This is a genomic window from Sorangium sp. So ce381 (genome assembly GCF_051473845.1).
In the GTDB taxonomy this organism is placed as follows: Bacteria; Myxococcota_A; Polyangia; order Polyangiales; family Polyangiaceae; genus Sorangium; species Sorangium atrum.
In genome coordinates this window covers 7,675,832-7,698,041 of the sequence record NZ_CP150336.1, presented here as the reverse complement: position 1 = coordinate 7,698,041, position 22,210 = coordinate 7,675,832, and the positions used below count along the sequence as shown (strand labels likewise).

Sequence of the window (22,210 nt, the reverse complement as noted above, 5' to 3'; positions counted from 1 at the left end):
CAGGAGGTGGTTGACCGCGAAATACGGAGTTTGGTGTACCGCGCGTGTCCAGCGACCTCGGCCGCGCCGCCGCGGCCGAGGTCGCTGACCGCCGGTCAACGGAACCGGTCGGTCGCCTCGACCAGCTCGTGAAGGATGCCCGGCTCCATCGCCGAGTGCCCTGCGTCCGCCACGATGCGCAGATCGGACTCGGGGAAAGCGCGGTGGAGCGCCCACGCGCTCTCCGGCGGACAGACGACATCGTAGCGGCCCTGCACGATGACGGTCGGGATATGGCGGATCCGGTGCACGTCGTCGAGCAGCTGCGTCTCCGCCGTGAAGAACCCCTTGTTCATGAAATAGTGGCACTCGATCCGGGCGAACGCGAGGGCGAAATCATCACCTGACGTCTTCGCGACGAGCTCATGGTTCGTGAACAGGCAGCTCGTCCGCCCCTCCCAGACGCTCCACGCGCGCGCCGCCCGCTGCTGCAACCCGGGGTCCGGGCTCGTGAGGCGCCGGTGGTACGCCGTGAGCAGGTCGTCCCGCTCGGCCTCGGGGATGAACGCGAGGTACTCCTCCCACGCGTCGGGGAAGATGGCGCTCGCGCCCCGCTGATAGAACCAGTCGAGCTCCTGCTTCCGCAGGAGGAAGATGCCGCGCAGCACGAGCTCCGTCACCCGCTCCGGGTGCCGCTCGGCGTAGGCCAGCGACAGCGTGCTCCCCCACGAGCCGCCGAACACCTGCCAGCGCTCGATCCCGAGGTGCTCGCGGAGCTTCTCCATGTCCTCGACGAGGTGCCAGGTGGTGTTCTCCTCCAGGCTCGCGTACGGCGTGCTCCTGCCGCAGCCCCGCTGGTCGAAGAGCACGATCCGGTAGGCGGCCGGGTCGAAGAAGCGCCGCTGCTTCGGCTCCGTGCCGCCCCCGGGGCCGCCGTGCACGAAGACCACCGGTTTGCCGCGCGGATTGCCCGACTCCTCGAAATAGATCTCGTGAAGATCGGAGACGCGCAGCCTCCCGGCGCGGTACGGCTCGATCTCGGGATACAGCGTTCGCCTCTGGGTGCCTGTCGTCGTCATGCCGCTCCCGTTCGTCGGCCGACGTCGCGCGTCGCGCGCGCCGGCGCGTCCCCTGCGCGTCCAGCGTACGCGAAGGCGCGCCGGGAGGGGAGAGGGCGTGGACGGGGGACGGCAGGTCGCGGCGGGGGAGCGGCGAGGGACGGCAGGTCGGGGGGGGGCGCGGGAGGCTCAGCTGGGCTGCGCGGCCGCGCGCGGCGCGGTCTTCTCCGCGCCGCCCGCGCCGGCGTAGAGCGCCTCGATCACGGGCCCGTACTTCTGGAGGGCCACGCGCCGCTTCAGCTTCAGGGTCGGCGTGAGCATCCCGTTCTCCGCGGTGAAATCCTCGGCCGCGAGGGCGATCTGCTTGATCTTCTCGAAGGACTTGAAATCGGACGCGTACCTGTCGACCTCCGCCCGGACGTGCGCGACCACCCGCGGGTGCTTCAGCATCGCGTCCGTCGACTCGAACGAGAGCCCCTCGGCCCGCGCCCATTCCGTGAGCGCCGTCATCTCGGGCACGATCAGCGCCACGTTGAAGGGGCGGTTGTCGCCGTAGATCATCGCTCCGTTGATCAGCGGAGACAGCTTGAGCTTCTCCTCGAGCGGGGCCGGCGCGACGTACTTGCCGTTCTCCAGCTTGTACTGCTCCTTGATGCGGCCCGTGACGAAGAGATAGCCGTCGTCGTCGAGGTAGCCCAGATCGCCTGTGCGGAAGCCGCCGTCCTCCGTGAAGACGGCCTTGTTCTCCTCGTCGCGCTTGTAATAGCCCACCATGACGTTCGGGCCGTAGACCACGATCTCTCCCTGCTTCGGGTCGTGCGTCTCCGACCTGTCGATGACGACCTTCACGCCCGGGATCGGCTTGCCCACGCTGCCGAGGCGGCGGGCTCCCGGGTAGTTCACGGCGGCGACGGGCGATGTCTCCGTGAGGCCGTAGCCCTCGAAGACGGTGATGCCGAGCGCGTCGACGAACTCGGCCACCTGATAGGCGAGCGCCGCCCCGCCGCTGATGGCGTACTTCAGCTTGCCGCCGAACTTGGCACGTATCTTCGAGAAGATGACGCGGTCCGCCACGGCGAGCGCGAGCCGCTCGACGAGGCCGAGGGGCTCGCCCTTCTGCTTCTTCGTCGCGGCGCGCAGCCCGGCGCGGAACAGGGCCTGGATGACGGCGGGCTTCTCGGCCATCTGCTTCTGCACGCCCTCGTAGATGCGGTTGAAGATCCGCGGGACGCTCATCAGCACGGAGGGGTGCACCTCGGCGAGGTTCGCGACGATCTTGTCGACCGACTCGCTGAGCGCCATCGACGCGCCCACCGTGATCATCACGTGGAGCTCGCCGGTGTGGCCGAACGAGTGGGCCCACGGGAGGAACGAAAGGCTGCGATCGTCGCCGCCGAAGGGGATGAGATCCAGCACCGCGCAGACGTTGGAGGCGATGTTGCCGTGCGACAGGATCACCCCCTTGGGGTTGCCGGTCGTGCCCGACGTGTAGATGAGGCACGCCGTGTCCTTCGATGTCGGCTGGATGGCCGGGGCCGGGCTCCCCTCGCCCGCGGCGAGGAGCTCCTTGTACGAGCTGGTCTTCGCCCCGGGAACGCCGTCTCTCGCCCCCTCGGGGTCGAACAGACAGACAACGTGCTTCAGCGAGGGCGCCTTCTCGGGGAGGTCCTTGCATTTCCCGTAGATCTGCGGCGTGGCGACGATCGCGGCCACGGCCTCGCAATCGTTGATGATGAACGCCCACTCGCTCGGGAGCTGCGCCTCGTACATCGGCACGACGGCGACTCCCATGCTGAAGCAGGCGTAAGCCGAGACCGCCCACTCGACGCGGTTGTTGGAGATGAGGGCCACCCGTTCTCCCCGCTGGACGCCGAGCGACGCCAGCCCACCGCGGAACCTGGCGACGAGCTGCCCGAACTCCGCGTATGTGATCCAGTCCCAGCGGCCATCGGTCTTCGTGCCGAACAGCGGCCGGTGGCCATGACGCTTCAGCGCGCGATCGAGCAGGTCTACCAGATTCTCCAGTTTCGCCATCGGTCTCCTCCCGAGCTGATTGTTAACATGGTACTGCGCCGCGTCCGTGTCCTTTTGGCGGCGCGCGACGCCGGCTGTCGTCGCGCCGCCGCTGAGGCTGCCTCGCGCGGGGTTGACGATGGGGGGGAGCGCTCGCGCGGCGCTGGAGACGGAGGGCGGCCGCGGGGCTGCTGGAGACGGAGGGGGGGCTGCGCGGAGGCTGGAGACGGAGGGCGACCGTGGGGCGGGTGCGGCGGATGGAGAGGGCGAGGGGAGCGGCGCGCGGCGCCTGCGGCGCGGCTCCCGGCGCGCGAGGTGGCGGCCTCGGGCCCCTTCTGTTAGAGCGTGCATCGCTTCGATGCCCCGGTATTCGATCACGACGTTCGGCTGCCAGATGAACGTGCACGACTCCGAGCGGATGCACGACGTGCTCCGCTGCGCCGGCTACACGGAGGCCGGCAGCGCCGACGAGGCGGACGTGCTCGTGCTCAACACGTGCAGCGTGCGCGAGAAGGCCGAGCAGAAGCTGCGGAGCGAGGTGGGTCGGCTCGCGCGCTGGAAGCGGGAGCGCGCGGACCGGGTGCTCGTCGTGGCGGGCTGCGTGGCGCAGCAGGAGGGGGAGCGCCTCCTCAAGCAGATGCGCGCGATCGACGTCGTGGTGGGGCCCGACAACATCCCGGAGCTGCCCGGCCTGCTCGGCGACCTCGCGATCGGCGGGCTGCCGATCGCGCGCACGGTGTTCGACCTCGACGCGCCCCGGTTCCTCGTCGCATCGCCGCCGTCGCCGCCGTCGCCCGCGTCCTCCTCCTCGCCGCGCGCCGCGCCGACGGCGTTCGTGACCGTCATGAAGGGCTGCGACGAGCGCTGCTCGTTCTGCATCGTCCCCTACACCCGCGGGCCGGAGCGGTACCGGCCGAGCGACGAGATCGTCGCCGAGATCGCGGCGCTCGTGGCGGCGGGGACGCGCGAGGTCACGCTGCTCGGCCAGACGGTGAACAGCTACAGCGACCCGCTCGGCGCGCTGCCGCGGGCCCCGGGCGCGAGCGCGGACGACCCGGACGAGAGCGAGTTCGCGGCGCTGCTCCGGCGCGTCGCGGCCGACGTCCCCGGCCTCGCGCGCCTGCGCTACACGAGCCCGCACCCGCGGCACCTCACGCCGTCGCTCGTCCTCGCCCACGCCGAGCTCCCGGCGCTGCCGCGCCACGTGCACATGCCGGTGCAGTCGGGCAGCGATCGGGTCCTCCGGCGGATGATCCGCCGCTACACGCGCGCCGAGTACGTCGCGAGGACGCGGGCGCTCGTGGAGGCGGTCCCGGGGCTGACGCTCTCGACCGACATCATCGTCGGCTTCCCGGGCGAGACGGAGGACGACTTCGCGGCGACGCTGTCGCTCGTGCGCGAGGTGGGGTTCAAGGGGCTGTTCGGCTTCAAGTACTCGCGCCGGCCGCACACGCCCGCGCTGAAGCTGCCGGACGACGTGCCCGAGGGCGTGAAGGGCGAGCGGCTCGCGCGCCTGTTCGAGGAGAGCGAGGCGCTGCTCGCCGCCCACCTGTCGTCCCTCGTGGGGACGACGCAGGAGGTGCTCGTCGAGGGGCGCGACAAGGAGCGGGGCGCGACTGGTGAGCGCGGACCCGGGGGCGCGCTCTGGTCCGGCCGGACGGGGCGCCACGAGATCGCGCACATCGAGGGCGCCGAGGAGCTCGATCTGCTCGGCGAGGTCGTCGAGGTCTCGATCACGCGGGCGAACAAGCACTCGCTGCAGGCCGAGCTCACCGAGGCGGCGCGCGCCGCGGCCCGGCCGCGGCAGCGGGGCGGCCTGGAGGCGCGGCCCGCCCGACGTTCGCTGCCGGTGGTCGCGGCCGAGGGCGGCTGACGTGGCGCTCGTCCTGGACCTCGGCGGGGTGTCCCCGCGGCTCGGGCGCGACGTGTTCCTCGCGCCGAACGCGACGGTGATCGGCGACGTCGAGCTCGGCGACGAGGCGAGCGTGTGGTTCGGCGCGGTGCTGCGCGGGGACATCGGCGCGATCCGCGTCGGCCCGCGGACCAACGTGCAGGATCTCGCGTGCCTGCACCTGACGGGCGGCGTCTCGCAGACGATCGTCGGCGCCGACGTGACGATCGGCCACAGCGCGATCCTGCACGGCTGCCTCGTCGGGGACGGGTGCCTGATCGGGATGGGCAGCATCGTGCTCGACAACGTCGAGATCGGCGAATGCTCGGTGATCGCGGCGGGCGCGGTGGTGCCGCCGGGGCGGGTGATCCCGCCGCGCTCGATGGTGCGCGGCAACCCGGCCCGGGTGGTGGGCGAGGTGCGACCGGACCAGGCCGAGCTCGGGAAGCTGGGCGCTGCGGGTTACGTGGAGAACGCGCGGCGCTTCCGGGCGGCGCTCGCCGGCGAGGCCGTCGAGCCGCCGGAGGTCGCGGCGCGCTTGGTGATGCGAGAGGTGAGGAAGCCATGAACATCACGGTGAACGGGGAAGCGCGCGACGTGCCGGCGGCGCTCACGGTGCGGAGGCTCGTCGAGCTGCTCGGGCTGACCGAGGGGCCGGTGGCGGTGGAGCGCAACGGCGAGGTGGTGCCGCGCGCCGAGCACACGGCCGCCGAGATCGCCGAGGGGGACGTGATCGAGATCGTCCATTTCGTCGGCGGCGGCTGAGGCCGTTCGGCTGGCGGCGCGGCTTCTGGAGGGACGAGAAGAAACGCAAAGCCGCGAAGGCGCAAAAAGACGGGAGAAAAGGGGAAGAAAATCTCCTCGCGTCTTTGCGCCTCCGCGCCTTTGCGTTTTTTTCTCTTTCTCATGGCGTCCTTGGCGCCATGGCGGTTTTTTCCCTTCTCGACGGTCTGGCGATCTTCCAGATCGTCCGCGATCCGGGTAGCATGGCGAGCTGCCGTGGATACGAGGGCCCTCGTTCTGGTCTTGGCGCTCGGCGGGTCGGCCGGCGTGGGCGCCGCCGTGGGGGTGCGCCACGCGTTGCCGGCCTCTCCGGTCGTCCGCGGCCTCTCGGTCGGCGAGCGCTTCCTGCCGGACGGCGCCGCGCCGGCGGCCTGGCTCGCGGCGCGGCGTGACGCGCTTCGCGAGCGCGTGGTCCGGCTGCGCCACGACGACGTGGAGCTCACCGCGACGCTCGGCGAGGCGGGCGTCGAGGTCGACGTCGACGAGACGCTCGCGGCGGCGCTGCGCGTCGGCCACGAGGGGCCCTGGGCGCGGCGGCTCCGGGAGGCCCGGCAGGCGCGGCGCGGCGAGATCGACGTGCCGCTCGCCTGGGCCGTCGACGAGCAGCGGGCGCGGGCGTTCCTCGAGCGGCTCGCCCCGCAGATCTACCGGGCGCCCGTGGACGCGCGGCTCGACCTCGCGAACCGGCGCAAGATCCCGGAGCAGGCCGGCCGGGCGCTCGACGTCGAGGCCTCCCTCGCGGCGCTGCGGGTCGGGGAGCACGGCGACGAGGAGCTCATCGAGCTCGCCGTCCGGCAGATCTTGCCGCAGGTCGAGGTCGCCGACCTGGTGAGCGTCGATGTCACGAGGGTCGTCGCGGCCTACGAGACGAAGTTCAAGCAGCTCGGCAAGGAGGCGGGGCGCGCCCGCAACATCAGGAACGCCGCGTCCAAGATCGACGGTACCATCCTGGCCCCGGGCGATACCTTCTCGTTCAACGCCCACGTCGGCCCCCGGACGGCCAAGAACGGGTTCACGATCGCCCCGGAGATCCTGGGGGACGAGACCGTCCCCGGTTACGGCGGGGGGACGTGTCAGGTCTCGAGCACGCTCTACGCCGCGTCGCTCTTCGGCGCGCTCGACACGCCGGATCGCCAGAGCCACTCCCGCCCGAGCGCCTACATCCCCATGGGGCTCGACGCGATGGTGACCTACCCGGAGTCGGACCTGAAGATCAGGAACACGCTCCCGTTCCCGATCATGATCCACGCGTATCTCCCCGAGCCGACGGTGCTCCGCGTCGAGATCCTGGGCGGAGACCCCGTGGCGGAGGTCGAACACCACGTCTCGGCCGAGCACACCGACGATTTCATCCGGCGCATCTACGTGAAGTCCGAGCTCTCCGAGGGCAAGGTGAAGCGCCACCAGAAGGGCTCGTGCGGATACGACGTGAGGTCCTTCGTCTCGATCCGTTACAAGGACGGCAGGGCCTCGGAGCGCAGCTATTCGAGCGAGTACAAGCCCGCGCCGGAGGTCTTCTGGGTCGCGCCCGACTACGACCCGCAGGCGCTGCCGGCGCTCCCGGAGCACGCGAAGGCGGTGGAAGAGCTCCGCGAGGGGGAGGCCCCTGCCGAGGCCCCCGCTGCGGGCCAGGGCGGCGCCTACTCGATGTGAGCTCGGTCGAGGGCGCCGGACCCCTCGGCGAGCGGCTCAGTGCCCCGCGGACGCCGGGCCGCCCCGGCCCTTCCCCAGCAGGAGCACCAGGGGGAGCGTGGCGATGACCAGCACCGCCGTGACCCAGAACGTGTCGTTGAACGACATAACGGCGGCCTGCATGTTCACGATCCCGTCGAGGACGTGGAGCGCCTTGTCGCGCGCGTCGGCCAGATCGAAGCCCTTCGCGGCGAAGCCCGCGGTGTACGCGGCGACGCGCTCCAGGGTCTTCGGGTCGCTCGCCCCCATGTCGCTCACCAGGACCGCCCGGTGGAACGCTTGCCGGTCGGCGAGCACGGTGGTGAGCAAGGCGACCCCGACGCTGCCCCCGAGCTGCCGCGTCAGGCTGTAGAGGCCGGTCGCGGCCGCGATGTCCTTCTTGGGGAGCGGCCCCAGCGTGGCCATGCTCAGCGGCAGGAACATCAGCGTCGTGCCGAACGACCGGATGATCAGCGGCCAGAACAGGTCGCCCGAGCCCGTCATCGGGGTCAGCGTCTGGAGCTGGAAGAGCGCGGCGAGCAGGATGAGCCCCCCGACCACGAGGAGCACGCGCGGGTCGAACCGGTTCAGGAGCCGCGCCACGAGCGGCATCGAGAGGGCGGAGGCCAGCGCGCCGGGGAGCAGGAGCAGGCCGGTCTGCTGCGACGTGAAGCCGAGGATCGACTGGGCGAAGATGGGCACCGCGAAGAGCGCGCCGTAGAGGCCCATGCCGATGACGGCGGAGAGGAGGCTGCCCGCCCAGAGCGAGCGGTACCGGAGCACGCGCAGGTCGACGATCGGGCTCTTCGACGTGAGCTCGCGGTGGATGAACAGGGCGAGGCTCACGGCCGCCACCGCGGAGAACGCGAGGATGAACGGCGAGTCGAACCACGCCTCGGAGTGCCCCTCCTCGAGCACCGTCTGCAGCGAGCCGACGCCGGCCGCGAGCAGGGCGATCGCGAGCCAGTCGACGCCGCCGCGCTCCCGCTCGCCCGCGGCGTCCGGCGGCAGGAAGGCCAGGCACATGAGCACGGCCGCGATGCCGAGCGGGACGTTGATGAAGAAGATCCAGCGCCAGTCGATGTTCGTGACGATGTAGCCGCCGAGCGTCGGCCCGATCGTGGGGCCGGCGATGACGATGGCGGAGAAGAAGCCCTGCGCCATCGCCTGCTCGTGCTTCGGGAACGTCTCGAACAGGATCGACTGCGCCTTCGCGAGCAGGCCGCCGCCGCCGAGCCCCTGGAGCACGCGGGCGACGATGAGCATCGGGAGGCTGTGAGCGACGCCGCAGAGCACCGACGCCGCGGTGAAGGCGACGAGAGAGAAGACGAAATAGCGCTTCTTGCCGAAGCGGTGCCCGAGCCACGCGGTGAGCGGCAGGATGATGACGTTCGCGATGGCGTAGCTCGAGACGACCCAGCTCACCTGCGTGAGCGTGGCGCCGAGCGAGTTCTGCATCTCGGTGAGCGCCACGTTGACGATGCTCGTATCGACGATCTCGAGGAGCGCGCCGAGGGCCACCGCCACGGCCACGAGCCACCTGTTCGCGTTGGCGGGCGCGTCGGCGTACGCCGGCGGGGCCGCGATAGCCACCTCTGCCATGGCTCCCTCCTCATCCTATTGGCTCGTGTCGACCGTCAGCTCGACGCTCATCCCCGGGCGCAGCACGACGTCGGGCGGCGCGTCGTGGACGTGGATCCGCACCGGCACCCGCTGGACGACCTTCGTGAAGTTGCCGGTCGCGTTGTCCGGCGGCAGCAGGCTGAAGCGCGCGCCCGTGGCGGCGGAGAAGCTCTCGACCTCGCCGTGCACGGTCACGCCGGGGTAGGCGTCGATCGACACGCGCGCCGGCTGCCCGACGTGCATGTGCGCGAGCTGCGTCTCCTTGAAGTTGCCGGTCACCCAGACCTGCCGCGCCGGGACCAGCACGCCCACGGCCTGGCCCGCCGAGACCATCTGCCCGACCGAGAGGGTCTTCTTCGACACGGTGCCGTCCTGGGGCGCGACGATGCGCGTGTACGAGAGCTCGAGCGCGGCCAGGTCCCGCGCGGCCTGCGCGGTCTCCACCTGGGCGTGGGCCACGCGGGCGCGGGCGCGCGCCTGCGCGATGAACGCGTCGACGTTGCTGGCCTGCTGGACCTTCGCGTTCGCCTCCTCGACCCGGCTCCACGCCTGCGTGGTCGTCGCCCGGAGCGCCGCGAGGCGCGCCTTCGCCTGCTCGAGCGACGCGCGGGCGACGTCGACGGACGCCTGCAGCTGGTCGAGCTGGGCCTGCGCGAGCGCCCCGGTCTCCACGAGCTTGCTCGCGCGGTCCCGCTCGAGCGTGGCCTGCTCCAGGGTCGCCGTCGTCGAGGCGACCTGCGCCTCGCCCTCGGCGATCTGCTGCTTCGACGCGGTCGCGCTGCTCGCCGCGCCGTGCAGCGAGGCCTCGGCCACCGACTTGTTGCTGCGCGCGTTGGTCTCGGCGATGCGCTCGTCGGCGTCGGCCGCGTCGGCGCTCGCCCTGGCCGCCGAGAGGCTCGCCTCCGCCTGCGCGAGCCGCGCGCGCGCAGGCTCGGCGTCGAGCTCGGCGAGCACGTCGCCCGCCTTCACCGCTTGATTTTCCGCGAAGAGGACCTTCACCACCACGCCCGCCGCGCGCGCGGGGACCGACACCACCTCCGCGTCGATCTGCGCGTCGTCCGTCGCCTCGACCCCGCGGTGGGCGACGTACCAGCCCGCGCCCGCCGCGACGGCGAGCGCGGCGACCGCCGCCATGATGCCGGCCGCCTTGCTCGGCTTCCCGGCCTTGACCGCCCCGGAGATCGCCTCCGGGGCCGCCCCCGGCTCTCGAGGGAGAGCGCTCGTCGTCGTGGACATGGTCGCCGCTTGCTCCTCGTCGCCCCGACCGCGGCGCATCGAACGGCCGCGACTCTAAGGCAACCTATCGTTGCGATAGTGGTACCACGGGGGCTACCAAAGACAACTGTTTGTTGCCATAGTCGGACCGAGGCCTCCCGCACCCACCGCCCTGTGCGGTCGTGGTTCCATGGAGCGCCCTCGAGATGCGGAGCGCCATGTCGCCCACCCTGAGAGAGCCGCCCTCGGCTGAGCCCGCCCCCGCGGTGGGGCGCCGTCGGACCGGTGTGCACGGCGCGCGGCACGGGGGCCGCAGCGAGCGCGTGGTGCGGGCGGTGATGCACGCGGCCGCCGCGGAGATCGCGCGCGCGGGCTACGCGGCGCTCCGGGTGGAGGACGTCGCGGCGCGGGCGGGCGTGAACAAGACGACGATCTACCGGCGCTGGCCGACCAAGGCCGAGCTCGTCAAGGCGACGCTGCGCTCGTTCTCCGATGGCAGCCAGGCGCCGCCGGACACCGGCGCGCTGCGGCTCGACTTGCTCGAGCTCGTGCGGCGCTTCGTCGCCGTGGCCTCGACGCCCGAGGGGCAGGGCATCTACCGCATGCTCCTGGCCGAGCTGCACGTGCCGGAGGTCGAGGCGCTCGCCCGCGCGCTCCGCGAGGAGCGCCTCGCCCCGTGGCGGGAGGTGCTCGAGCGCGGCGTCGCGCGCGGCGAGCTGCCGCCGGGCACAGATCTCGACCTCCTGGTGGAGATGATCCGAGGCGTCGTGACGAACCGCCTGTTCCGCCTGCGCGGGCCCGTCGACGCCGGCGCCCTGGAGTCCATCGTCGATGTCGTTGTGCTCGGCGCGAAGGCCGGCGGCGCTCTCCGCCGCGGCCCCGCCGCGCCGGGAGCGCCATAGGCGCAACAGGAGGCCGTCCGGCAGCCATCATGTCCTCTGGCAGCCTTCCTGTCCTCGGCGATGAACCGGGATGAAATCTGCCCTCGAAAAACAGAAGATCAGAGCATCAAGGGATGATCGCGTGGTCTCCGCTGCTCTCCGGGAATAATCCGCTGGACGGCGGATGACGTCGGTGCAAATCGCCGCGGCAGCCGGGGGACCCGGGGTTGAGCCACGGCTCGGCCCGGTCGCACGCGACAGGCCGAAGCGAGCCCTCTGCGGGGATCGCAGGAACAGAGGGCAAATGCGGAGGGCGCGAGCACCGGAGACGCGAGGAGGGCCTGAGCGATCGCCGGGCCGCCGCGAGCTCCTCGCGGGCGCGGGGGCGGCAGCGGGGCTGTTGCTGCTCGGCTGTCGCGGCGAGCCGGTCGACGTGCGCGATCAGGCCGCGATCGCCGCCGGCGGCAGCCGGGGATACGGGGGCCCGGCCGTCGAGCTCGCGTTCTGGACGGGCTTCACCGGCGGCGACCGGCTGCCGATGGAGCGGCTCATCGAGCGGTTCAACCGCGAGCACGACAACATCACCGTACGGATGAGCGTGACCCGGTGGGGCGACTTCTATCAAAAGATGCCGGCCGCGGTCGACAGCGGCCATGGCCCCGACGTGGCCGCCATGCACGCCGATCAGCTGGCCACGGCGGCGGTCCACCGCACCATCCTTCCGCTCGACGAGGTGACCGAGGCGCTCGGCCTCGGCGCAGGCGATTTCTCCGACAAGCTCTGGAGCGTGGGCGTCTTCCGGGGCCGCCGTTACGGCGTTCCCCTCGATGTCCACCCCCTCGGCCTCTACTACAACCGCGCCGTGCTGGCCGGCGCCGGCCTCGGCGACGCCGCGCTGCCGCGCTCGCGGCGCGACTACCTGGCGATCCTCGAGCAGCTGAAGCAAAGGGGGGTCCAGGGATCGTGGGTGTCGCCAGCCCTGTTCACCGGAGGGCTGATGTTCCAGTCGCTCCTGTGGCAGGACGGCGGACAGCTGTTCTCGGAGGACGGCGCCCGGGCCACGTTCGACGCCGAGGCAGGCGTCGAGGCGCTGGGCTTCATGCTCGAGCTGATCCAGCGGGGCTACAGCCCGCGCGACGTCGGCCAGGACGCCGACAGCATCGCCTTCACCAACGACCGGAACGCCTTCATCTGGAACGGCATCTGGATGATCAACATCTACAGGGCGACCCCCGGGCTCCGGTGGGGCGTCATGCCGGTGCCCACCATCGGCGCGCAGCGGGCGGTCTGGGCCAACGCGCATCACCTCGTGCTCGCGCGCCAGCCCTCGGCCGGCGAGCGCCGGCTGCAGGCCTCGGTGGTCTTCCTCGACTGGCTCAGCAGGCACTCCCTCGAGTGGGCGGAGGCCGGCATGGTGCCCGCCCGGCGCGAGGCGCGGGAGAGCGCCGCGTTCCAGCGCATGACCGAGCAGGCGATCTTCGCCGAGCAGCTGCCGGTGCTCCGCTTTCCGCCGGCGATCGCCGGGATCGACGCGGTGCGGGCGTCCACGCTCGATCTCGCGGTGAACGAGGCCGTGCTGCTGCGGGCCGCGCCGAGGGCGGCCCTGCGCCGCGCGGCCCGCGAGGCCGACGCGCTGCTCGCGGCCAACCTGAGGAAGTTCGCGAGGGCCCTGTGAGCGCGATCGACGTACCCCTCGTGGAGCCCGGCCGAGCGGAGGTGGACGGCGGCGCGCAGAGCGCCCCCGGCGTCGGCCAGCTCCGGGGTCGCGGCCCCGCGCGCTCGCGCTGGTGGGCGCCCTACCTGTTCCTCACGCCGTACCTCGCGCTGTTCGGCCTCTTCGTGCTGGCGCCGATCGCCCTCGGGATATGGATAAGCCTTCACGACTGGGACCCGTTCCTGCCGTCGAGTCCGTGGGTCGGGCTCGACAACTATGCTGACCTGTTCCGGTCCGGCTCGCCGATCCGCGGCAACTTCTGGCGTGCGCTGCGAGCCACAGCCCTCTTCACGGCGCTGAGCGTGCCTGTCCTGGTGACGCTCCCGCTGCTCCTCGCCCTCGCGCTCGACCGGAGCTTTCCCGGGCGATCGCTCTTCCGGGCCCTGTTCTTCGCGCCTTACGTGCTCGGCGTGGCGGTCGTGGCCCTCGTGTGGCGCCTGTTGCTCGACCCCCACGTCGGCGTCATCAACCACCTGCTGGGGAAGGTGGGATTGCCCGCCGGCACGGGATGGACCACGGCGGTCCCCTGGGTGTGGGTCTCGCTGGTGGGCATGACGGTCTGGTGGACCCTCGGATACAACACCGTGATCTACCTGGCCGGGCTGCAGAACATCCACCGGGAGCTCTACGACGCTGCCCGCATCGACGGCGCGACCCGCTGGCAGCTGTTCCGCCACGTCACCCTGCCTGGGCTCAGGCCGGTGGTCATGTTCGTCGTGATGATGACCGTCCTCGGGTCGGCCAACATGTTCGGACAGGCCTACCTGGTCACCGGGGGCGGACCTGGGAGCGAGACCCGCACCGTCATCATGTACATCGCCGAGGAGGGGTTCCGGAGCTTCCGGCTCGGCGCCGCGGCGGCCATGAGCTACGTCCATGCCTTGCTCCTCGCGCTCGTGAACCTCGGCATGGTCCTCCTGCTCTTCGGCCGGAGCGGCGATGAGGAGGCTCGATGAGGCTCCCGCGGGTCCAGGGGAGCTGCCCTGTCCGCCGCCTGCAGGTCTGGAGAGCGCTCTCGTATGCTGCGCTGATCCTCCTCGCCGTGGTCTACCTCGCCCCGGTGATCTGGATGGCGCTCACGTCGCTCAAGTCGCCGCACGAGGCGACGTCGATGCCGCCCACGCTCCTGCCCGCGCGGGTGACCGTCGAGAGCTACGAGGCGCTCGCGCGCTCGGGCTCCCAGGCGCCGGTGCTCCGCTGGCTCCTGAACAGCGTCCTTTCCGCCGTGGCGCACGCGCTGCTCGTGCTGGCCACGGCGGCCCCGGCGGCGTACGCGCTCGCGCGCATGGAGTTCCGCGGCAAGCGGCTCGTGCTCGCCGCGGTCCTCGCCACGCTGTTCGTCCCGCCGATCCTGTTCCTGCCTGCGAATTATCTCATCGTCAGGTCCCTCGGCTGGCTCGACAGCCTCCCGGCGCTCGTCGTGCCGCCGGCCGCTTCGGCGTTCGGCGTCCTCTTCCTGCGCCAGTTCTTCCTCGGTTTCCCGCGAGAGCTCGAGGAGGCGGCGGCGCTCGACGGCGCCACCCGGCTCCAAGTGCTCTGGAAAATTGTTCTGCCTCTGTCGAAGCCGGCCCTGGCCACGCTGGCCGTGCTCAGCGTGCTGAGCAACTGGAACGACTTCCTCTGGCCCATCTATGTGCTGTTCAACCCCGAGAAGCTCACGCTGTCGCCCGGCCTCGCGCTGCTGCAGGCGGCTCACTCCACCGATTACGCCCTCGTTGCGGCGGGCGCGGTGGTCGCGAGCGTCCCGATCCTCGCCGTGTTCATCGCGGCCCAGCGGTACGTGATCGAGGGTGTCGCTCGCACCGGCCTGAAAGGGTGATCGGCGCCCCGACAGGGGGCGAGATGCACATGCGATGGCAAGGACATTGGCTGTCCCAGCGAGCCCGTGACCTCGCTTGACCGGGAATCGTCCTCAGGGGAAACTCTGTGTCCATGGCGGCGGGCGGCGCCCCTCTGTGCGCGGCCGAGGCGCCGAGGATCGCCTGCTGCCAGGGACGACGACGGGCGTGATCTTCGCTTAGCTTAACTTCGCTGCTTGCGACGACAGACTCATGATGATCGCGATCTTCTCCTGGATCGCTCAACGCGGCCGACGCGCGAGCTCGGCCATGAGGCCGAAGAGCGCGATAGGGCCCGGCAAGGGGAGCTTCCCGCCGCTGAACTCGCTGTAGAGCGTGTGCACGTTGACGACGATGCGCTCGGCGTCGCCCCAGCTCGCGTAGTCGGCGAGCGCGATGTCGCGGGCGGCGTCCGCCGGCGGCATGCCGGCGTCGTAGCGGCGCCGGGCCTCGTCGCGGATGTACACGAGATAGTCGCGGACCGCGCGCACGCCCGCGCGATCCGTGATGGGGCCGTGTCCCGGCACGATGACGTCGACGTCGGCCGCGAGCAGGATGTCGCAGGCCTTGAGCCAGTTGCCGACGGGCCCTGCCCACATGATCGGCGTCACGTCGATGAAGAGGACGTCTCCCGTGTAGATCACCCGGTCCGACGGCACGTGCACGAGCAGATCGCCCTTCGTGTGCGACGGGCCCACCTCGATGAGGCGGACCTCCTTGCCCCCGACCGCAATGGTCAGCTCCCCGTCGAACACCCGGGTCGGCGGCGTCGGGGCGATCCCGTCGAAGTCGAAGGCGCCGAAGCAATGGACGAGGTACTCGCCCAGCGCGCCGGCGGCGCCGCTGCGCGCCTGTCGCATCAGCGTGGCCAGCATCGGCGCGGGGATCTCGTCCATCTCGGCGGCGCCGGCGCGCGTGGCGATGATGGTCGCGCCCTCGACGAGCGCGTTGCCGTAGCAATGGTCGCCGTTCGCGTGGGTGTTCACGACGGTGCCTATCCGCGCCGCGGCGGGGGCCGCCGCGCGCATGGCGTCGAGCATCTCGCGCGTGCGCTTCAGGTCGAAGAGCGTGTCGACGAGCAGGGCCTCGCCGTCCGACGTGACGAGCCCCGCGTTGCTGAGGCCCCAGGTCCCGGCCGGCTGGAGATAGGCAAAGCAGCCATTGCCGATGTCCTGCAGCCCTCGCTCATACCGCCATCGGCCCATATCCGTCCCCTTGTGCGCGAGCGTCTCTTGACGCGTCTCCAGATCTCTGAGCGTAGGCCACCCGCGCGACGCCATGGAATCGAAATCGACCCGTCCCGCGGCGCGATTCATGAGGATGGCGCAGGCGTGGCGCCCGGGTGCAGGCGAGCGCCGCGCAGCGTGGCACGGGCGGCGAGCGCCGCGCAGCGTGGCGCGGGCGGCGCTACCAGGCGTAGGCCTCCGGCGCCTCGCCGCCGGGGCCGGGGAACATCGCGTCGAGCCGCCCGAGGTGCTCCGGCGTCAGCTCGATCTCGAGGGCGCGCAGGCTCCCGTCGAGCTGCTCGACGGTGCGCGGGCCGAGGATGGGCGACGTCACGACGGGGTTCCGGAGCAGCCAGGCCACGGCCACGTCGGCGGGCCTCTCTCCGATCTCGGCGCAGAACGCCTCGTACGCCTCCAGCTTGGCGCGGTTCTTCTCGATGCGCGCCAGCGCGTCGGCGGAGGAGCGCCGGCCCTCGCGCGCCTTCTGGAGGGCGCCGCCGAGCAGCCCGCCGGCGAGCGGGCTCCAGGGCAGGACGGCGAGGCCGAGCGCGCGGCACGCGGGCAGGACCTCCAGCTCGACGGTGCGCGCGTCGAGGTTGTACAGGCTCTGCTCCGAGACGAGGCCGAGGAAGTGCCGCTGCGCGGCGAGGCCGTTCGCGTGCGCGATCTGCCATCCGGCGAAGTTGCTGCTGCCGACATAGAGGACCTTCCCCTCGCGGACGAGCTGCTCCATCGCCTGCCAGATCTCGTCCCAGGGCGTCTCGCGGTCGATGTGGTGCATCTGGTAGAGGTCGATATGGTCTGTCTGCAGGCGGCGCAGGCTCGCCTCGCAGGCGCGCCGGATGTGATAGGCCGAGAGCCTCCTGTCGTTGGGCCCTTCGCCCATGAGGCCGTAGACCTTCGTGGCGAGCACGATGCGGTCCCGGCGCCCATCACCCTGGGCGAGCCAGCGCCCGACGATCTGCTCGGTGATCCCCTCTCCGCGCTTCCGGCCGTAGACATTGGCTGTGTCGAAGAAGTTGATCCCGTGCCCGAGCGCCCGGTCCATGATGGCGAAGCTGTCGGGCTCGCTGGTCTCCGGGCCGAAGTTCATCGTGCCGAGGCACAGGGGGCTGACCTTCAGGCCAGTGCGTCCGAGATTGCGGTAGTTCATGGCGACGGGGAGGGTAGCAACGCGCTCCGTGAGCCGTCCACGCCCCAGGGCTGAACGCGTCGTAGGGTTCTGCCTGAGTCGCGCCGTCATGAGCCGGCCCGGCGGCGACGCCGCCGAGCGCGCGACAGGCGTTGCGCGCCGCGCCGGAGACCTCGTCGTGATCTGGCGGCGGCGCGGATCAGCGTGAAGGGCCGCTTCCTTGATGCGCAACGGTGCTTCACTTATGCTCGCTCGGCGGGGCGAGGAGACGACCATGTGGCAGCAAGAAGACACGGAGATCGCGCACGCCGAGAGCGTCCACGACGAGGCGCGAGGCATGCGGGGCGTCCGGTTCGTCATCGATATCGGGAACATCGACCCTCTCGACGCCGCTGCCGTGTGGTGGGATCAGCATGGCTGCGCGCGGGAGCTCTTCCCCGGGACCGCGTGCGAGATGCAGTCGGGATCGTACCGTGAGCCGCGCTTCGTCGTCCGGATGAGCGTGCCTCTCCCGGGCGTCGGTCATTTCACGCAGACGTCGCGCTTCTCTGCAGAGCGTGTCTCGCCCGAGGTCTTCGTCATCGTCGTCGATGCGTTCGAGGAGAACGTGCTGTGGACGAGGGGGCTCGGGACTTACCGCTTCTCGCCGGGCTCGGACGGCACGACGCTGATCGAGGTGACGAGCCTGTATGCGCCCAAGGTGCCGATAACGGTCCTGAATCAGGCGTCGCTGGCGGCGGCCCGCGCGCACCAGCGGCGCTACCTCTCGGGCCGGCGCCCGACGGACGAGGAGAGAGAGCAGTTCCTGTCGGCGATCGACGAGGGGCCGCAGGCCGACGCCTGAAGCGCGCTGCTCGTCTCGGCAGCGGCCCCGCCTCGCGCGCCGCGGGGGGGCTCCTCAGGCGCGCCGTTTGTCGCGAGGCGATGGCGGCGGTGAAGGCGGCCCCGCGCACGGCGTCGACGCGGCCAGCACCGCGGCCTCGTGCGCGGCGAAGCGCCGCTGGAGGAAGTCGACGAACAGCCGCGCCCTCGCGGGCAGGAAGCGCCGGCTCGGGTAGATGACGTTCACGGCCGAGCCCGGCGCGGGCAGGTCGGTGAGCAGCGGGACGAGGCGCCCGGCGTCGATGTCGGCGGCGACGTCCCAGATCGACTTGAAGGCGAGGCCATGGCCGGCCACGGCCCAGTCGCGCACCAGGTCGCCGCTGTCGGCCACGAGCCGTCCCGAGGGCCGGACGGCGTGGAGCCCCTGCTCGGTGCGGAAGGTCCACGAGAGCGCGCGCATGCCCGGGCGCTGCAGCACGATGCACTCGTGCTCGGCCAGGTCTGCGATCGTGCGCGGCCGCCCGCGCCGCGAGAGGTAGGCCGGCGCGCCGCAGACCACGCGGCGGCTCCGGGCCAGCCGGCGCGAGACGAGGCGGGAGTCGGCCAGCGCGCCGATGCGCACGGCCACGTCGACGCCGGCCTCGAACAGGTCCACCACGCGGTCGGACAGGCTGACGCGCACGCTGAGCCGCGGGTGCGCCGCCGCGAAGTCGGCAGCGGCCGGCCCCACCCACTGGCGGCCGAGATCCACCGGCGCCGCCACGTGCAGGAGGCCGCGCGCCTCGGCCTTTCCAGCCGTCACCGCGAGCTCGGCCTCGCTCACGTCGGCGAGGATGGCCATGCAGCGCTCGTGGTAGGTCGCGCCCTCGCCGGTGAGCGTGAGCCGCCGCGAGCTGCGCTGCAACAGGCGCACGCCGAGCGCCGCCTCCAGCCGCGTCATGCGCTTGCTCGCCACCGCCGGCGAGAACCCGAGCTCGCGCCCCGCCGCCGACAGGCTGCCGCTCGAGACGGCGCACACGAACAGCTGCATGTCCTCGAGCTCGACCATCGCGCACCTCGGCGAACCCCGGAAGGGTAGGCGCGCCGGCGAACATCTTCAACTTTATCGAAAAGCTGGTTCGGTCGATGCGGTCGTTCTCCTTCGCAGGGGAAAGGATCAAGGTGTCCCTGTCGCCGCGCCGGGCCGGGCCTGGGGCCCGCCGCGCTCGGCCCTGCGCCCCGCCGTGCCGGCGGCGCCTCCGGTCGGCTCGTGCGCGCCGACCGGCCGCCCGAGATCGCCGTTCGAAGGAGACACGTCATGAGAAAGCCCTTGTTGATCAGCGCCCTCTCCCTCTCGCTCTTCGCCGCCGCGAGCGCCTGTTACGTGCAGGGCGCCGGCGCGGAGGACCTGCCCGCGCCGCGGTCGATGGTCGTCGACGCGAGCCTGCCCAGGGCGCAGGCGGACGCGGAGATCCTCGCGGCCCGCCGCTTTTACGCGTTCTGGAGCACCGGCGAGCCGCGCTACCTCGACGCGGCGATCGCGCCGACGTTCACCGACCGCACCTTGCCCAAGGGGCGCCCGCAGGGCCCCGAGGGCCCGGCGTTCGCGTCGAAGAGCTTCCGCGCGGCGGTGCCGGACCTGAGCTGCGAGGTGGAGCAGCTGATCGTCGCCGGCGATCGCGTGGTGGCGCACCTGCGCTTCCGAGGCCGCTTCACCGGCGCCTTCGGCGACAGGAAGGGCGCCGGGCAGGCCGTGGACTTCATCGCCACAGACATCCTGCGCGTGCAGGACGGTCGCATCACCGACAACTGGCACATCGAGGACAACCTGACGCTGTTCCAGCAGCTCGGCGTCGTGGCGCAGTGACCGCCGAGGGGGGCGGAGCGGGTCTCGGCGATCGAGGGGCTTCCTCGCGCTGACGAGCGAGCACCCGGCGTACGCCGTCCGGGGTCACCGGGCCGAGCTGCTCTGTGGCTGCTCGGCGGCTCGCCACCCCATCGCCTCGTTCGGCACGGTGGGCGCCACGGCGTGGAGCGGAGCGCCTTCGGGCTCGCCGCGCGCCTCCGCCAGCGGAGGCGGCGGCCGCCAGGATACCTTGGAGATCGCCACGAACGCCCGGGCCAGCTCATCGGCCGTCTGAAATCTCGGCGCGGGATCCACCTTCAGCGCGCGCTCGAAGAAGCCATCCAGGTCGGCGGGGAGGTGCGGCGCGATCTCGGCGATGCGGGGCGCCTTGCCCTCGAAGAGCACCATCAGGTGCTCTCCCACGGTCTTCCCCTGGAAGGGGAGCCGCCCCGTGAGCGCTCGGTAGATCACGAGGCCGAGCGACCACAGATCGGTGCGGTGATCCAGCGGCTTGCCGTCGAGCTGCTCCGGGCTCATGTACCAGAGCGTGGCCCCATCGAAGGGGGTGCGTTCCGTTCTCGATCGTGATGACTCGATGCGCCTCAGCGCGCTCCACGCCGTTCGAGGGGCGATATCGCCACCTCTGCCGTGGAGAGCGCGCTGGGCCGGGGGGGATCGGCGGGGGATGGTGAGCTGGTGATTCCGTCGCGTCGACCGGCGCGAGAGCTTCGGAGCGAGCCGAATCGGTGGTCGCGGTCGTTATTCGTTATTGGTAATTTGAACTTAGCAAGGAGCGTGCCCCGACGCGCGCGGCGGCCGAGCGCATGATTCTGCGTACGTGGGATCCTTAGGCCGTTGAGGAGCTTCGCGTGGCGCGCGTCGGCGAGAGGATGGTGCGCGGCGCGGCCACGGGGTATTTCGTCACATCGTGGCAAAACCATCGTAGCAAATTCGCCGGGAGCGCGATCGGGGCGCAGCTCACTTGACCAGCTTGATCACCGACGCCGGCTGCTCCTCGGTGGCCCAGGTCGTCCAGTAGAGGGCGCCGCAGTCCTGGGCGAGATCCCGGATGTCCGCGCTGTCGGCGAGCGGCTCTGGCGCGCCGCCCGAGGTGCGCACTCGCTGGAGCTGCCCCTCGCGGCTGTACCAGTAGACAAAGGTGGAGTCCGCCAGCAGGCGCGTGGGGAAGTCCGTCGCCACGAGCGTCCCTGCGTCGGTGCCGTCCTTGTTCGCGGCGTAGATGGCGTAGCCGCTGATCCAGAAGATCCGATCGCCGACCGCGATGTCTCCGGGGAGATCGCCGTCGTGGATGGGGATCGACGCGACGATCTCGGTCTGGCCGGGCTCCCCGAGCGCCATCCGCCGAACGGTGCTGTGCGTCCCGCCGGGCTCCAGCTCGGTCCAGTAGAGATGGGTGGCGTCCAGCGCGAGGCCTCCGACGTACGTGTCCCGGTCGAAGACGGAGAGGCCTGTCTGAGCGGTCGCGTCGGCCCGCGCCGCCCAGATGCGCTTCGGGACCTCGCGCGCGTCGGGATCCTGCTCCGGGTCCTCGATCATTCCGGTGGTCCAGTAGACCCAGCCGCCGCCGGCCACGGGCCGCCGGTAGCCCGCCGCTCCCTGGGCGCCGGCGGCCGTCGAGACGGTGACGTTCCCCGTGAGCGGCATCCGGTACACGTCCGGCTCGGTCTCGTCGGTGATGAGCAGCGAGCTCTCCGTGCGCGCGAGCAGGGTCGCGAGCGAGTCGAGCACCACCAGCGGCTCGGTCGAGCCGGAAGCCGCCTTCTCGGTCGCGAAGATCGTGTTCCCATAGCCGCTCGCCCAGAGCACGCGCCCATCGTCCCCGTCCCCTTCCACCACGAGGCCGATCGCCTCGTGCTCCTCGTCGTTGGTTGTGGTGAGGACGACCGGCAGACACCTGCCCTGATCGCAGGCGCCGCCGAGGCAGCTCCTGCCCGGAACACAGCAATTCTCCCGATCGGAGAGGTAATCGTGGTCGCCGTCGGCGGCCTGGCACGCGTCCGGCGCGCGCCCTGTGAACGGCTCGCTCGGGCAGTCGGCAAGGGGCCCGCCCGCCGCGCCGCCCCCGCCGGCCCCGGCGCCTCCTGAGCTCCCTGCGCTGCTGGCCGCGGGATCGCCGCTGGCTTCCCCGTCGGGGATGCCCCAGATCGCGTTGCAGCCGAGCGCCGTGCTCAGGGCGGCGCACACCGCCAGGCCGGTCCAATAGGTTCGTCGCATCTCGGTACTCTACCGCCGCGTGCTTGCGGTGGAGAAGCCGGACGCGCGCGCAATGTCATTTCCTGATCGACACGCGTCGACTCCCGTCGGCAGGAAGAAGGTCAACGCGCCGGCCCCGCTGCCACGGTTGGAATTTGGCGACCCCCTCGTCCACCATCGCGCGATTGCGTCGCGTGCGTCCGCATGCTTTCTAGTCTCTTCGTGAATCGCTCGCGCGGCGAACGCCGCGTGACCAACACCATCATGAAGAGGTACCTTGTATTATCACAACAATTCGCTTCGATTGGTCGTTTGCCTGGCTCTC

General features: G+C 71.4%; 19 protein-coding genes. 10 read left to right on the top strand and 9 right to left on the bottom strand.

The genetic code is table 11. The features are described from left to right. Positions 1–95 precede the first annotated feature (95 nt). A complete protein-coding gene (gene pip / locus WMF29_RS28520) occupies positions 96–1,058 on the bottom strand; it encodes a prolyl aminopeptidase (RefSeq protein ID WP_437323292.1) in 963 nt (320 codons plus the stop codon). A gap of 168 nt (positions 1,059–1,226) precedes the next feature. Further along, the gene (locus tag WMF29_RS28515) at positions 1,227–3,071 is read right to left on the bottom strand and encodes an AMP-dependent synthetase/ligase (RefSeq protein WP_437323291.1); all 1,845 of its coding nucleotides are present in this window, start codon (positions 3,069–3,071) and stop codon (positions 1,227–1,229) included. A gap of 337 nt (positions 3,072–3,408) precedes the next feature. Here WMF29_RS28515 and miaB point away from each other — a divergent pair, with 337 nt between their 5' ends. From miaB to WMF29_RS28495, 4 genes are all read left to right on the top strand, one after another. Continuing rightward, positions 3,409–4,923: a tRNA (N6-isopentenyl adenosine(37)-C2)-methylthiotransferase MiaB gene (gene miaB / locus WMF29_RS28510; RefSeq protein ID WP_437323290.1), complete on the top strand. Its 1,515-nt coding sequence runs from the start codon at positions 3,409–3,411 to the stop codon at positions 4,921–4,923. Between the two features lies 1 nt (position 4,924). Continuing rightward, positions 4,925–5,509, top strand: a complete 585-nt coding sequence (locus WMF29_RS28505; protein ID WP_437323289.1) for a gamma carbonic anhydrase family protein — start codon at positions 4,925–4,927, stop codon at positions 5,507–5,509. Beyond that, complete coding sequence (thiS, locus tag WMF29_RS28500; protein ID WP_272094203.1) at positions 5,506–5,706, top strand: sulfur carrier protein ThiS; 201 nt, start codon at positions 5,506–5,508, stop codon at positions 5,704–5,706. The genes WMF29_RS28505 and thiS overlap by 4 nt, the downstream gene beginning before the upstream one ends. A 234-nt stretch (positions 5,707–5,940) precedes the next feature. Then, positions 5,941–7,377, top strand: coding sequence for a VanW family protein (locus WMF29_RS28495; protein ID WP_437323288.1), 1,437 nt, complete (start codon positions 5,941–5,943; stop codon positions 7,375–7,377). A gap of 36 nt (positions 7,378–7,413) precedes the next feature. On the opposite strand, the gene WMF29_RS28490 is transcribed toward WMF29_RS28495, so the two are convergent. Both WMF29_RS28490 and WMF29_RS28485 read right to left on the bottom strand, forming a co-directional pair. Then, entirely contained in the window at positions 7,414–8,997 is a 1,584-nt protein-coding gene (locus tag WMF29_RS28490; protein WP_437323287.1) for a DHA2 family efflux MFS transporter permease subunit, read from the bottom strand. A 15-nt stretch (positions 8,998–9,012) separates the two neighbouring features. Next, positions 9,013–10,254 carry an HlyD family secretion protein gene (locus WMF29_RS28485; protein ID WP_437323286.1) on the bottom strand — a complete coding sequence of 414 codons (1,242 nt, stop codon included), beginning with the start codon at positions 10,252–10,254 and terminating at the stop codon, positions 9,013–9,015. A gap of 197 nt (positions 10,255–10,451) precedes the next feature. Between WMF29_RS28485 and WMF29_RS28480 the strand changes: the two genes are divergently transcribed. The 4 genes from WMF29_RS28480 (at position 10,452) to WMF29_RS28465 (ending at position 14,647) form a co-directional block, all read left to right on the top strand. Continuing rightward, positions 10,452–11,135, top strand: coding sequence for a TetR/AcrR family transcriptional regulator (locus WMF29_RS28480; protein ID WP_437323285.1), 684 nt, complete (start codon positions 10,452–10,454; stop codon positions 11,133–11,135). A gap of 283 nt (positions 11,136–11,418) precedes the next feature. Further along, positions 11,419–12,789, top strand: coding sequence for an extracellular solute-binding protein (locus WMF29_RS28475; RefSeq protein ID WP_437323284.1), 1,371 nt, complete (start codon positions 11,419–11,421; stop codon positions 12,787–12,789). Continuing rightward, complete coding sequence (locus tag WMF29_RS28470; RefSeq protein WP_437323283.1) at positions 12,786–13,784, top strand: carbohydrate ABC transporter permease; 999 nt, start codon at positions 12,786–12,788, stop codon at positions 13,782–13,784. The genes WMF29_RS28475 and WMF29_RS28470 overlap by 4 nt, the downstream gene beginning before the upstream one ends. Continuing rightward, a complete protein-coding gene (locus WMF29_RS28465) occupies positions 13,781–14,647 on the top strand; it encodes a carbohydrate ABC transporter permease (RefSeq protein WP_437323282.1) in 867 nt (288 codons plus the stop codon). Before WMF29_RS28470 ends, WMF29_RS28465 begins: the two co-directional genes overlap by 4 nt. Before the next feature lie 261 nt (positions 14,648–14,908). Here WMF29_RS28465 and WMF29_RS28460 read toward each other — a convergent pair whose 3' ends face one another. Next, the gene (locus WMF29_RS28460) at positions 14,909–15,871 is read right to left on the bottom strand and encodes an MBL fold metallo-hydrolase (protein ID WP_437323281.1); all 963 of its coding nucleotides are present in this window, start codon (positions 15,869–15,871) and stop codon (positions 14,909–14,911) included. A 202-nt stretch (positions 15,872–16,073) separates the two neighbouring features. Further along, positions 16,074–17,045, bottom strand: a complete 972-nt coding sequence (locus WMF29_RS28455) for an aldo/keto reductase (RefSeq protein WP_437323280.1) — start codon at positions 17,043–17,045, stop codon at positions 16,074–16,076. 253 nt (positions 17,046–17,298) lie between these two features. Here WMF29_RS28455 and WMF29_RS28450 point away from each other — a divergent pair, with 253 nt between their 5' ends. Continuing rightward, positions 17,299–17,868 carry a hypothetical protein gene (locus WMF29_RS28450; protein WP_437323279.1) on the top strand — a complete coding sequence of 190 codons (570 nt, stop codon included), beginning with the start codon at positions 17,299–17,301 and terminating at the stop codon, positions 17,866–17,868. A gap of 54 nt (positions 17,869–17,922) precedes the next feature. On the opposite strand, the gene WMF29_RS28445 is transcribed toward WMF29_RS28450, so the two are convergent. Beyond that, a complete protein-coding gene (locus tag WMF29_RS28445) occupies positions 17,923–18,894 on the bottom strand; it encodes a LysR family transcriptional regulator (RefSeq protein WP_437323278.1) in 972 nt (323 codons plus the stop codon). Positions 18,895–19,143: 249 nt separating this feature from the next. Between WMF29_RS28445 and WMF29_RS28440 the strand changes: the two genes are divergently transcribed. Beyond that, positions 19,144–19,692: an ester cyclase gene (locus tag WMF29_RS28440; protein WP_437323277.1), complete on the top strand. Its 549-nt coding sequence runs from the start codon at positions 19,144–19,146 to the stop codon at positions 19,690–19,692. A gap of 84 nt (positions 19,693–19,776) precedes the next feature. Here the strand turns inward: WMF29_RS28440 and WMF29_RS28435 are convergent, their stop codons facing one another. Next, positions 19,777–20,268 (bottom strand): protein kinase domain-containing protein, encoded by a 492-nt coding sequence (locus WMF29_RS28435; protein ID WP_437331177.1) that lies wholly within the window; start codon positions 20,266–20,268, stop codon positions 19,777–19,779. A gap of 381 nt (positions 20,269–20,649) precedes the next feature. Continuing rightward, positions 20,650–21,906 (bottom strand): hypothetical protein, encoded by a 1,257-nt coding sequence (locus WMF29_RS28430; RefSeq protein ID WP_437323276.1) that lies wholly within the window; start codon positions 21,904–21,906, stop codon positions 20,650–20,652. Between the last annotated feature and the right edge of the window lie 304 nt (positions 21,907–22,210).